A 12,204-nucleotide genomic window follows, 5' to 3' on the forward strand; every position below is an offset into this window, starting at 1 on the left:
TGGCACTGCGTGTGCTGGCGGCAGAGAACTACCCGGCGCACCGCACGCTGTCGGACTTTCGGGCACTGCACCTGCAAGAACTCTCGGCCTTGTTCGTGCAGGTCGTTCGCCTGGCGCGCGAGTGCGGATTGGTCAAACTGGGCACCGTGGCGGTGGACGGCACCAAGCTCAAGGCCAATGCGAGCCGTCACAAGGCCATGAGCTACGAGCGCATGCTCAAGGCCGAGGCCGAACTCAAAGCCCAGATTGACGGCCTGCTCAACCGAGCGAAGGCGGCCGACGATCTGGAGAAGAACGAGCCCGACATCGACATCCCCAGCGAGATCAAGCGCCGGGCCGATCGCCTGTCCGCCATCACGGCGGCCAAGCTGCGGCTGGAGCAGCGCCAGCAAGAAGCCGATGCCGCGCGCGGACGCAGCAAGGACGACCAGCGCAAACCCCGGGACAAGGACGGCAAACCCAAGGGCGGGCGCTACAAGCGCGACTTCGGCGTTCCCAAGGACAGCGCCCAGGAGAGCTTCACCGACACGGACAGCCGCATCATGAAGCGCGCCGGTGGTGGCTATGACTACAGCTACAACGCGCACACGGCGGTGGACGAGACCGCGCAGATCGTGGTGGCGGCCGAGCTCACCAACAACGCCGCCGACAACGATCGCCTGCCCGTATTGCTGGCGGCAGTGAAGGCCACCCTGGGCGATGACGCCAAGCAGGTTCTGGCCGATGCGGGGTTCCGATCGGAGTCGGTGTTCGAGCGACTTAAGGACAGTCCGAGTCGGTGTTCGAGCGACTTAAGGACAGTCCGAGCGAGTTGATCGTGGCGCTGGGTCGCGAGGGCAAGCAGGACCTTGAGATCGACGCCCAGAAGTAGCCGCACAGCGCAGCGATGGATGCCAAGTTGAAGACACCCGAAGGCAAGGCTGCCTACCGCAAGAGGAAGTGGATCGTGGAGGCGCCCAACGGGTGGATCAAGAGCGTGCTGGGGTTCAGGCAGTTCAGTCTGCGGGGACTGGACAAGGTCAAGGCCGAGTTCAAGCTCGTGTGTCTGGCACTCAACTTGAGAAGGATGTGCAGTTTGCGCGGCACTTGAGGGAAAACGGGGCATCTCGGGCCGCGAAACGGAGCGTTCTGACCCGCACAAGGCCGACACACAGACCACGCCAAACAACAGGAACGATCAAATCACCCGAGGCACCGCGCAGTTGCCCCCCAAATCAGCCCGCGAGACGTTCTGCCGCGCAGACTCCTAGGGCGCACCAACGGTTGGCGTGCCACCAAGTCATCGGCGGCCATGGGGTATGGCGCAGCGAAGTCAAGGCGGAGGGACGGCGCAGCCGGCACGGGGGACATGAGCGGAGCCGTGCCCCATGGCCGCCGATGACCGTTCCAGCCGGAGAAACAACCTGGTGAACAATACCGCCCATGCGCCTCAGACACATCGAAGTCTTCAATGCCGTCATGCTCACCGGCAGCGTGAGCGCGGCCGCGCGCATGATCAACGTGACGCAGCCGGCGGTCAGCCGCACACTTCAACACGCCGAGATCCAGCTCGGCTTCCAGCTGTTCCAGCGCGTGGGCGGGCGGCTCAAACCCACGGTGGAGGCGCAGACCCTGTACCCGCACATCGAACGCCTGTTTTCACAGCTCGACGAGGTGCAGCGCCTCTCGGCCAGCCTCAAGGCCGGGCGCGGCCAGGGGGAGCTGCGCGTGCTGACCGTGCTCGCGCTGAGCTACGAGGTGTTCCCGCGGGCCATGCGGCTGTTTCGCGAGAAACACCCCCAGGTCATGGTGCACCACGAGGCCCTGCATTCACCGCAAATCGTGGCCTCGCTGGCCTTGCAGGAAGCCGATGTGGGCTACGTGTTCAGCGCGGTCTCCCACCCCTCGCTGGCGCAGGAACAACTGGCCGAACGGCAGGTGGTGTGTGTGGTGCCCAGGGGCTTGCTGTCGGCGCGCCAGCTCAAGGCCGGCACCATCACGCTGGCCCAGCTCGCCAAACTGCCGGTCATCGCGCTCGATGGGCAGGACCCGCTGGGCCAGCTGCTGGCGCATGCGGTGCGCGACAGTGGCGCGGGGCTGCAGGAAGTGATGACGGTGCAGACCTACCACGTGGCCTTGGCGCTGGCGCACCACGGCGTGGGCGTGGCCATGGTGGAGAGCTGCACGGCCGCTTCGGCCGACCGCAGCAAGGTCGACGTGCTGGCGCTGGAGCCGGCCTTGCCGACCCGGGTTCATGCCTTGCGGTCCACGGCGCGACCGAACTCGCTGCCCATCCGCGCCTTCACCCGCTGCATGCAGCAGGCGCTGCGGGAAACCGTCTGAGCGGGTGGCGCCCGGTCACGCACGGAAGCCGCTCAGCAAACGCCGGGTGGCCCCTCAGTGTGGTGGCCCGGCGTGTGCCGAACCGGTCAGTTGCCTGGCGATGCGCTGCGCGCTGCCGAAGGCCAGGGTGAAACCCAGGGCGCCGTGGCCGGTGTTGAACCAGAGGTTGGCAGGCCCGCCGCGCAAACGGCCGATCACCGGCAACCCGGTGGGGGTGGCGGGTCGCAGGCCGGCCCAGGGTTGCAGGTCCTCGTAGCGGCTGGCGTCGGGAAACAGATCGCGCGCGGTGGCGAGCAGCGAGGCGATGCGGTCGGCGGGGATGGCGGTGTTTTCGCCCACCAGTTCCGCCATGCCCGCCACGCGCAGGCGCTGCCCGAGGCGCGCGAACACCACCTTGCGCGCCGCGTCGGTCACGCTCACGCGCGGTGTGGCTCCTGGCGCATCGTTGGCGTCCACCGTCAGGCTGTAGCCTTTGAGCGGGTAGACCGGCACGCGCAGGCCCAGCGAGCGCGCCAGCGGGTGCGAGCCCGTGCCGAGCGCGACCACGAACGCGTCGGCCTCGATCGCGCCGCGCGGCGTGTCGGCGGCCACGATCCGTTCGCCCGAACGCAGCAGGCGTGTGACGGGTGTGTCGAACGCGAAGCGCACACCGCGTGCCAGCAGCAGGCGCTCCAGTGCCAGGCAGGCCTGGTGGCAATCGGCTGCGCATTCGCCTGGTGTGTGGATGGCGCCGGCGAAGCGCTGCGCGTAGCCCGCCAGCGCAGGCTCCACCGCCACGGCGTCAGTGGGTGAGAGCGCGTGCTGCACGCTGCCCAGTGGGCGCTGCAGTGCCATCTGCCGGCGCGCGCCGGCAAAGGCCGCCTCATCGGGGTAGAGCACCAGCTTGCCGGTGGCGGAGAAGTCGCATGCGATGCGCTCCTCGGCCATCATGTGGTCGAAGCCCTGCCGGCTTTCGGCCGCCAGCGCGAGCAGGCTGACGGTGGTGCGCTGTGAAACGCTGGCGCGGCACGCGGCCAGGAACTGCAGGCCCCACGCCCATTGGTGAAGATCGGGCATCAGGCGCAGCTTCAGCGGCGAGTCGCTGGCCAGCAGGAGCCGGGGCAACTGTTGCCAGATACCGGGGTCGGCCAGTGGCTGTACGTAGGCGTAACTCAGTTGCGCGCCGTTGGCGGCGCTGGCTCCTGCGCCGGTCCGGGCGCGGTCGACCACCGTGACGGTGTGCCCGGCGCGCTGGAGTTGCCAGGCCGTGGCCAGGCCGATGATGCCCGCGCCGAGCACGCAGACCTGCAGGGGCTTTTCTGTCGAGTGGTTCATGCACACCGAATGTAGCCAAGGCCTGCAGCGCTGAAAAATGCCGATCGCGGTGCCATCCATGCCGCAAATTCATGGGGCCTGTTCAAAAAGGCATTTTCCGAATCGGTGCTTCACTGCCTACACTGCGGACGTTTTCACCACCCGCAAAAGAGCCCGCATGTCCACCGCCCCGACATCCCGCGTTTTCCACCGCCAGTTGCACCACGCCTTGCCCGTCGCCGTCAGCGGCCAGGGCATTTCCATCACCGACCAGAACGGCCGCGTCTACCTCGACGCCTCGGGCGGTGCCGCCGTGTCGTGCCTGGGTCATGGTCATCCCGATGTGATCGCGGCCATGCACCGGCAAATCGACCAGCTCGCCTACGCCCACACCAGTTTTTTCACCACCACCGTGGCCGAGGAACTGGCCGACCTGCTCATTCACACCGCGCCCGCCGGCATGAGCCATGTCTATTTCGTCAGCGGTGGTTCCGAGGCGGTCGAGGCCGCGCTGAAGATGGCTCGGCAGTATTTCGTTGAGATCGGGCAGCCACAGCGCCAGCATTTCATCGCCCGGCGCCAGAGCTACCACGGCAACACGCTGGGCGCGCTGGCCGTGGGGGGCAACGCCTGGCGGCGTGAGCAGTTCAAGCCGCTGTTGATCGATGTGACCCATGTTGCACCGTGCTACGAATACCGGGACCGCCGCGATGGCGAGACGCCGGAGCAGTATGGCCAGCGGCTCGTGACCGAGCTGTCCGAGGCGATCGATCGCCTCGGCGGCGAGAACGTCATGGCCTTCGTCGCCGAAACCATTGGTGGCGCGACGGCTGGTGTGCTGACACCGGTCCCGGGGTATTTCAAGGGCGTTCGCGAGCTGTGCGACCGCCACGGCATCCTGCTCATCCTCGACGAAGTGATGTGCGGCATGGGCCGCAGCGGCACGCTGCACGCCTGCGAGCAGGAAGGCGTGGTGCCCGACCTGCTGACCATTGCCAAAGGCCTGGGCGGCGGCTACCAGCCGATCGGCGCGGTGCTGGCGCAGGGCCGGCTGGTGGACGCGTTCCGTCAAGGCAGTGGCCTGTTTCAGCATGGCCACACCTACCTGGGCCATGCGGTGGCCTGCGCAGCCGCGTTGGCGGTGCAGCGCGTGATCCAGCGCGATGGCCTGCTGGACCAGGTGAAGTCACGCGGGCAAGCGCTGCAAACCCTGTTGCTGGACGCCTTTGGGGATCATCCGCACGTGGGCGACATCCGCGGGCGCGGCCTCTTCTGGGGCATCGAGCTGGTGCTCGATCGCGGCACGAAACAGTGGTTTCACCCGGCGCGGCGCCTGCACGCGCGCATCAAAAGCGAAGCCATGGCCGAGGGTCTGATGGTCTACCCCATGGGCGGCACGGTGGACGGGCGTTGCGGTGACCACGTGCTGCTGGCCCCACCCTTCATCGCCAGTGAGGCCGAACTGTCCCAGATCGTGAAGCGTCTGCGGGTCAGCGTGGACCGGGCCATTGCCGCGACAGCCTGAGGGGTCTTTCCTGCAGAGCTGGCTTGATGTATAAGTTTTCTTGCTGAATCATTACAGATATGAAAACCAAGGTGAAACCCGGTCTGACCCTTTGTTGTTGCGGGTTAGCATGGCGTTTTGCAGCAGACCCGCCTGCATGCCCCTGTTGCGCGCTGAGCGGGTCACCCGCTGGCGTTGCCGTTGTCCCCTCACTGGCCTGACCTCACAAGGGTTCCATGACCATCACGTTCAATCACAAGGAGTCCGCATGACCATTTCCCTGAAAACCACCGCTTCCCGCCTCTCGCTTGCTGCCGCCGTGCTGGCGCTGTCGGCCCCTCTGGCCCCCGTTCAGGCGCAGCAGAAATTCATGACCATCGGCACCGGTGGCGTGACCGGCGTGTACTACGCCGCGGGTGGTGCCATCTGCCGTCTGGTCAACAAGGACCGCGCCAAGCACGGCTTCCGCTGCTCGGTTGAGTCCACCGGCGGTTCGGTGGTGAACATCAACACCATCAAGGCCGGCGAGTTGGATTTCGGCGTCTCACAGTCGGACGTGCAGTACAACGCCTTCAATGGCGCCAAACAGTTCGAGAAGGACGGCAAGCACACCGACCTGCGCGCGGTGTTTTCCATCCACCCCGAACCCTTCACCGTGTTGTCCCGCAAGGAAGCCAACATCACCAAGTTTGACGATCTGAAGGGCAAACGTTTCAACGTCGGCAACCCTGGCTCGGGCACGCGCGCCGCCATGGACGAATACCTGGCCAGCAGCGGCGGCAAGATCAGCGACTTCGGTCTGGCCGCCGAGCTCAAGGCCGACGAACACGGAGCGGCCCTGTGCGACAACAAGATCGATGGCTTCTTCTACGGCGTGGGGCACCCCAGCGCCAACATCCAGGACCCGATCACCACCTGCGGCGCCAGGCTGGTGCCCATGACCGGCCCGGCCGTGGACAAGCTGGTGGCGGCCAACAGCTACTACGCCAAGGTCAACATCCCCGGCGGTTTGTACGCCGGACACCCGAACCCCACCCCCACCTACGGCGTGCTGGCTTCGTTCGTGACCTCGGCCAAAGTCCCTGACACGGCGGTGTACGAGCTGGTCAAGGCCGTGTTCGAGAACTTCGACGAGTTCAAGAAACTGCACCCGGCTTTCGTGGGCCTCGATCCCAAGAACATGATCAAGGATGGCCTGTCGGCCCCGCTGCACCCCGGTGCCGTGAAGTACTACAAAGAAAAAGGCTGGATGTAAGGTCCGGCTGACTGCCGAGGTCCTGCCGGACTGACGCCGCAAAAAAGCTCTGACTCGTCAGGGCTTTTTTGTTGGTCTCTCTTCAAAACCACAACACACCGATCTGCATGAAAACCCACACCGCACCCGAAGTCGACGTCAACCAGCTGGTTGCCGACAACGACACCGGCGGTCGCGAACCCGGTCCCTGGATGCGCCGCATGCTGCTGGCCGTCGCGCTGGCCTGGTCGTTGTTCCAGCTCTGGATCGCCTCGCCGCTGCCGTTCAGTCTGGGCATTCTGGTGTTCAACGACACCGAAACCCGCGCCATCCACCTCGCCTTTGCGGTGTTCCTGTCGTACATGGCGTACCCGGCGTTCAGGCGCTCGCCGCGCGCCTATGTGCCGGTCACGGACTGGGTTTTCGCCCTGGTCGGCACCTTCTGTGCTGCCTACCTGTTCCTGTTCTACAAGGAACTGGCCACCCGGCCCGGCCAGCCGACACCGATGGACGTCTACACCGGCGCGGTCGGTATCGTGTTGCTGCTTGAAGCGACCCGGCGCGTGCTGGGCCTGCCCATGGTGATCGTGGCGCTGGTGTTTCTGGGCTACACCTTTGGCGGGCCGTACATGCCCGACATGATTGCCCACCGCGGCTTCTCGCTCAACCGTGCCATGAGCCACCAGTGGCTGACCACCGAAGGCGTGTTCGGTGTTGCGCTGGGTGTGTCCAGCGGTTTCATTTTCCTGTTCGTGCTGTTTGGCTCGCTGCTCGACAAGGCGGGTGCCGGCAACTACTTCATCAAATCAGCCTTTGCGCTGCTGGGCCACATGCGCGGTGGTCCGGCCAAGGCGGCGGTGCTGTCTTCGGCGGCCACCGGCATCATTTCCGGCTCGTCGATCGCCAACGTGGTGACCACCGGCACCTTCACCATCCCGCTCATGAAGCGGGTCGGCTACCGACCCGACCAGGCAGGCGCAGTCGAGGTGTCGAGCTCGGTGAACGGCCAGATCATGCCGCCGGTGATGGGCGCGGCCGCCTTCCTGATGGTGGAGTACGTCGGCATTCCCTACATCGAGGTGATGAAGCACGCCTTCCTGCCGGCCATCATCTCCTACATCGCACTGCTCTACATCGTGCACCTGGAGGCCCTCAAGGCCAACATGGTCGGCCTGCCGCGCCGCGGCACGGCCACGGCCGGCCAGCGGCTGATGTCGTTTGCCATGACCGTGGCCGGTTTCATCGTGCTCTCCGGCGCGGTGTACTGGGGCATTGGCTGGATCAAGACCGCCATGGGCGATGCCGCCATCTGGGTGGTCGGTGCCGGTCTGCTCGCCAGCTATGTCGGCCTGCTCTGGTTTGGCGCCAGACAGCCCGCCCTGGAGCTGGACGACCCGAACGCGCCCGTGTTCGAACTGCCCGAAACCGGGCCCACCGTGAAGTCCGGCCTGCACTACCTGCTGGCGGTGGTGGTGCTGATCTGGTGCCTGATGGTCGAGCAGATGTCGCCAGGCCTGTCCGCCTTCTGGGCCACGCTCTTCATGATCTTCGTCATGGTCACGCAGAAGCCGATCATCGCGGCGTTTCGCGGGCACGGTGGCCTGGGCGCTGCCACCCGGCAGGGTTTTGCCGACCTGGTGGATGGTCTGGCCACGGGTGCGCGCAACATGATCGGCATCGGCGTGGCCACCGCGGCGGCCGGCATCATCGTGGGCACGGTGTCGCTCACCGGTGTCGGTCTGGTCATGACCGAACTGGTGGAGCTGCTCTCGGGCGGCAACCTCATGCTCATGCTGGTGCTGGTGGCGCTCATCAGCCTGATCCTGGGCATGGGGCTGCCGACCACGGCCAACTACATCGTGGTGTCCACGCTGATGGCGCCGGTGGTGGTGGAGCTGGGCGCGCAGAGTGGCCTGATCGTGCCCCTGATCGCAGTGCACATGTTCGTTTTCTATTTCGGCCTCATGGCCGACGTGACGCCGCCGGTGGGTCTGGCCTCGTTTGCCGCGGCGGCGATTGCGCGCGCCGACCCCATCAAGACCGGCATCACCGCCTTCTACTACAGCATGCGCACGGCCATCCTGCCGTTCCTGTTCATCTTCAACACCCAGTTGCTGTTGATCGGGCTGTCCGGCCCCCTGCACCTGATCCTCACCGTGGTCAGCGCCACGGTGGCCATGCTGGTGTTTGCCGCGGCCACGCAAGGCTTTTTCCTCGTGAAGTCGCGCTGGTACGAAACCCTGGCCTTGTTGCTGATCACCTTCACCTTGTTCCGGCCCGGGTTCTGGTGGGACATGCTGTACCCGCCGTTTGACGAGGTGCCCGCGGCCCAGATGACATCGCTCATCGAACAAGCCCCTGCCGGCTCGGGCAAGCGGATCTGGATCGAAGGCATGAACATGAACGGCGATGACATCCGCAAAGGCGTGCTGCTGCCCCTGGGCGAACCCGGCACCGCCCGCGAACGCATGGCCAGCGCGGGATTGACCGTGATGGCGCAGGGCGACGAACTGCTGATTGCTGCCGTGAAGTTTGGCAGCCCGGCTGAAAAGCTGGGCATGGAGCAGGGTTTCCGCATCGTGTCGGCCGAAGTGCCGGCCGAACGTCCGGCCAAAGAGTGGCTGTACCTGCCCGCACTGGCCTTGTTGCTGCTGGTGATGGGGCTGCAACGTGCCCGCCGGCCTCGCGAGGGCCTGCCGGCGTGACGCGCATCGCGCTCATCCACGCGCTGGCGCATTCGGTAGCGCCGATCAACGACGAGCTGCAGAACGTCTGGCCTGAGGCGGTGCGCATGAACTTGCTGGACGACAGCCTGTCGGCCGACCTGGCCCACAGCGGGCAGGGACTGGACGCAGCGATGCACCAGCGTTTCGAGTCGCTCGCCGCCTACGCCGAAGGCACGGGCGCGCAGGCCATCCTGTTCACCTGCTCGGCATTCGGGCCCTGCATCGAAGCGGTGGCGCTGCGCCGGCCGCACATGCCGGTGCTCAAGCCCAACGAGGCCATGGTGGCCGAAGCGGTGGCGCTGGGCGGTCGGGTCGGGCTGATCGCTTCGTTTGCGCCGACGCTGGCGTCCATGCCTCCCGAGTTCCCGCCCGGCACGGACCTGCGCGCCGAGCTCGCTGCAGGTGCGATGGAGTCTTTGGACCGGGGCGACACGGCTGCCCACGACGCCGGTGTGGTGCAGGCGGCCGAGGCGCTGGCCCGACAAGGCTGCACCGTGATTGCCCTGGCGCAGTTCAGCATGGCGCGTGCGCAGGCTGCGGTGCAACAGGCGCTGGGTCTGCCGGTGCTGACCACGCCCGGCAGCGCGGTGCGCGCGCTGCGGCAACGACTGGGCATCAATGGGCAACCGGTGAAAGGCGAGGGCAACCAACCGCTACAATAGAAGGTTGCCGAAAAGCGGGGTTCCAAGTCTCACAGCCTTCATCCGCTGCTGCGACTTGCCCGAGTGTCAGGCGCGCGGGTGGCGAAATTGGTAGACGCACCAGGTTTAGGTCCTGACGCCAGCAATGGTGTGGGGGTTCGAGTCCCCCCCCGCGCACCACCTCTCAGACGAACAGATTTTTTCCGGTTGGCCAGAGTGGCTGGTTGACCGACATCCTTTTGGAGAATGCCATGACCGTGACCGTTGAAACCCTGGAAAAGCTCGAGCGCAAGATCACGCTGACACTGCCGGCCGAAGTGATCCAGAGCGAAGTGTCCAAGCGCCTCAAGCGCCTGGCCCGCGATGTCAAGATGGACGGCTTCCGTCCTGGCAAGGTCCCCATGAACGTGGTGGCCCAGCGCTATGGTTATTCGGTGCACTACGAGGTCATGAACGACAAGGTGGGCGAGGCCTTTGCCACCGCCGCCAACGAAGCCAAGCTGCGCGTCGCCGGTCAGCCCAAGATCACCGAAAAGGAAGAGTCGCCCGAAGGCCAGCTGGCTTTTGACGCCGTCTTCGAGGTGTACCCCGAAGTGAAGATCGAAGACCTGTCCACCGCTGAAGTGGAGAAGATTTCGGCCGAAGTGGACGATGCTGCCATCGACCGCACGCTGGACATCCTGCGCAAGCAGCGCCGCACCTTTGCGCAACGCGCGCAGGACCAGGCCGCCGCCGACGGCGACCGCGTCACCATCGACTTCGCCGGCAAGATCGACGGCGAGGCTTTTGAAGGTGGCAAGGCCGAAGGCTTCCAGTTCATCGTCGGCGATGGCCAGATGCTCAAGGAATTTGAAGACGCCGTGCGCGGCATGAAGTCGGGCGAGTCCAAGACGTTCCCCCTGGCATTCCCCGAGGACTACCACGGCAAGGACGTGGCCGGCAAGACCGCCGACTTCCTGGTCACCGTGAACAAGATTGAAGCCGCTCACCTGCCCGATGTGGACGAGGCCCTGGCCAAGTCGCTCGGCATCGCCGAAGGCACGGTCGAAGGCCTGCGCGCCGACATCAAGAAAAACCTGGAGCGCGAAGTCAAACACCGCCTGCAGGCCCGCAACAAGCAGGCTGCCATGGATGCCCTGGCCGCCAAAGCCGAACTGGACCTGCCGAAGTCGGTGGTGCAGGCCGAACTGGACCGACTGGTCGAAGGCGCCCGCGCCGACCTGAAGCAGCGCGGAGTGAAAGACGCCGACAAGGCGCCGATCCCCGACGACCTGTTCCGTCCCCAGGCCGAGCGCCGTGTGCGCCTGGGTCTGGTGGTGGCGGAGCTGGTGCGTGCCAACGAGTTGCACGCCACGTCCGAGCAGATCAAGGCACACATCGACGAGCTCGCTGCTTCTTACGAAAAGCCGGCTGAAGTGGTGCGCTGGTACACCGGCGACAACCGCCGCATGGCCGAAGTGGAAGCCATCGTGATCGAGAACAACGTGACCGAATTCGTGCTGTCCAAGGCCAAGATCAATCAAAAGTCGATCAGCTTCGATGAGCTGATGGGTCAGGCCTGATTGGCCCACAGCGGGTCAGCGGTCGGGTCGCTTGCGGCACCGGTCGGGATCCGCGGTCACGTCAGGACTGGAAAGGGCGGAGCAATCCGCCCTTTTTTTGTTCCCCGACGCTTGCCTTTTTCAACAGGCACGCCATATGCATACCTCGGCCAAAGCCGCGACCGTGTGGCGGCTTTGGCAGGTTGGTTACAGTAGTGGCATGTTATGCATCAACACATGGAGAAACGCATGAGCGCAATGGACATTCAGGGCTTGGGCATGGTGCCCATGGTGATCGAGACCTCGGGCCGCGGCGAGCGCGCCTACGACATCTATTCGCGCCTGCTCAAGGAGCGCGTGATCTTCCTGGTGGGTGAGGTCAATGACCATTCGGCCAATCTGGTCGTCGCGCAGCTGCTGTTCCTGGAAAGTGAAAACCCTGACAAGGACATTTCGTTCTACATCAACTCGCCCGGCGGTTCGGTGAGCGCCGGCATGGCGATCTTCGACACGATGAACTTCATCAAGCCCGACGTGTCCACACTGTGCTGTGGCTTCGCTGCCAGTATGGGTGCTTTCCTGTTGGCCGCAGGAACCAAGGGCAAGCGGTTCTCGCTACCCAACTCCAAGATCATGATTCACCAGCCGTCTGGTGGAAGCCGCGGTCAGGCGACCGAGATCGAGATCCAGGCCCGAGAAATCCTCAAGACCCGCGAGCAGCTGAACAAGATCTTGGCCGAACGCACCGGCCAGCCGCTGGAGCGCATTGCACGCGACACGGAACGCGACTACTACATGTCGGCCGCCGAATCGGCCGAATACGGCCTGATCGACAAGGTGATCGAAAAGCGTGGGGCTATCGCAGCCTGATGCCGATGGACTGCATGGTGCCGTCGAGGTTCCCATCGGTCCAGTGTCTCCTCCAAACCGCCTGATCCGTGCC

General features: G+C 65.2%; 8 protein-coding genes, 1 tRNA gene and 1 pseudogene. 9 read left to right on the forward strand and 1 reads right to left on the reverse strand.

Features of this window, described 5'->3' with window-relative positions; all coding sequences use genetic code 11:
• Positions 1–1,090: pseudogene (locus tag AC0GNO_RS00005) on the forward strand (transposase); the annotation flags it as partial.
• A gap of 332 nt (positions 1,091–1,422) precedes the next feature.
• Positions 1,423–2,322 carry a LysR family transcriptional regulator gene (locus AC0GNO_RS00010; protein ID WP_472889449.1) on the forward strand — a complete coding sequence of 300 codons (900 nt, stop codon included), beginning with the start codon at positions 1,423–1,425 and terminating at the stop codon, positions 2,320–2,322.
• 54 nt (positions 2,323–2,376) lie between these two features.
• On the opposite strand, the gene AC0GNO_RS00015 is transcribed toward AC0GNO_RS00010, so the two are convergent.
• Positions 2,377–3,636: a D-amino acid dehydrogenase gene (locus tag AC0GNO_RS00015; protein WP_472902467.1), complete on the reverse strand. Its 1,260-nt coding sequence runs from the start codon at positions 3,634–3,636 to the stop codon at positions 2,377–2,379.
• A 157-nt stretch (positions 3,637–3,793) separates the two neighbouring features.
• Between AC0GNO_RS00015 and AC0GNO_RS00020 the strand changes: the two genes are divergently transcribed.
• The 7 genes from AC0GNO_RS00020 to clpP all read left to right on the forward strand — a co-directional run bounded on the left by AC0GNO_RS00020 (position 3,794) and on the right by clpP (position 12,131).
• Positions 3,794–5,140, forward strand: coding sequence for an aspartate aminotransferase family protein (locus AC0GNO_RS00020; protein ID WP_472889451.1), 1,347 nt, complete (start codon positions 3,794–3,796; stop codon positions 5,138–5,140).
• 247 nt (positions 5,141–5,387) lie between these two features.
• On the forward strand, positions 5,388–6,374 hold the full coding sequence (locus AC0GNO_RS00025) for a TAXI family TRAP transporter solute-binding subunit (RefSeq protein ID WP_472902468.1): 987 nt from the start codon (positions 5,388–5,390) through the stop codon (positions 6,372–6,374).
• A 107-nt stretch (positions 6,375–6,481) separates the two neighbouring features.
• Positions 6,482–9,058: a TRAP transporter permease gene (locus AC0GNO_RS00030; protein WP_472902469.1), complete on the forward strand. Its 2,577-nt coding sequence runs from the start codon at positions 6,482–6,484 to the stop codon at positions 9,056–9,058.
• On the forward strand, positions 9,055–9,741 hold the full coding sequence (locus AC0GNO_RS00035) for an aspartate/glutamate racemase family protein (protein ID WP_472902470.1): 687 nt from the start codon (positions 9,055–9,057) through the stop codon (positions 9,739–9,741). Before AC0GNO_RS00030 ends, AC0GNO_RS00035 begins: the two co-directional genes overlap by 4 nt.
• A gap of 72 nt (positions 9,742–9,813) precedes the next feature.
• Positions 9,814–9,900: transfer RNA gene (locus tag AC0GNO_RS00040), tRNA-Leu, on the forward strand.
• Between the two features lie 71 nt (positions 9,901–9,971).
• The gene (gene tig / locus AC0GNO_RS00045; RefSeq protein ID WP_472889455.1) at positions 9,972–11,282 is read left to right on the forward strand and encodes a trigger factor; all 1,311 of its coding nucleotides are present in this window, start codon (positions 9,972–9,974) and stop codon (positions 11,280–11,282) included.
• A 228-nt stretch (positions 11,283–11,510) separates the two neighbouring features.
• Positions 11,511–12,131 carry an ATP-dependent Clp endopeptidase proteolytic subunit ClpP gene (clpP, locus tag AC0GNO_RS00050; RefSeq protein ID WP_305360374.1) on the forward strand — a complete coding sequence of 207 codons (621 nt, stop codon included), beginning with the start codon at positions 11,511–11,513 and terminating at the stop codon, positions 12,129–12,131.
• The last annotated feature ends 73 nt before the right edge of the window (positions 12,132–12,204 follow it).

This window comes from Hydrogenophaga sp. L310 (genome assembly GCF_055703065.1).

What these genes read in the sequence shown, in the direction of transcription:
- clpP (WP_305360374.1), top strand. Translation starts at nt 11,511, where the DNA reads ATGAGCGCAATGGACATTCAGGGCTTGGGCATGGTGCCCATGGTGATC.
- AC0GNO_RS00030 (WP_472902469.1), top strand. Translation starts at nt 6,482, where the DNA reads ATGAAAACCCACACCGCACCCGAAGTCGACGTCAACCAGCTGGTTGCC.
- tig (WP_472889455.1), top strand. Translation starts at nt 9,972, where the DNA reads ATGACCGTGACCGTTGAAACCCTGGAAAAGCTCGAGCGCAAGATCACG.
- AC0GNO_RS00015 (WP_472902467.1), bottom strand. Translation starts at nt 3,636, where the DNA reads ATGAACCACTCGACAGAAAAGCCCCTGCAGGTCTGCGTGCTCGGCGCG.
- AC0GNO_RS00020 (WP_472889451.1), top strand. Translation starts at nt 3,794, where the DNA reads ATGTCCACCGCCCCGACATCCCGCGTTTTCCACCGCCAGTTGCACCAC.
- AC0GNO_RS00025 (WP_472902468.1), top strand. Translation starts at nt 5,388, where the DNA reads ATGACCATTTCCCTGAAAACCACCGCTTCCCGCCTCTCGCTTGCTGCC.
- AC0GNO_RS00010 (WP_472889449.1), top strand. Translation starts at nt 1,423, where the DNA reads ATGCGCCTCAGACACATCGAAGTCTTCAATGCCGTCATGCTCACCGGC.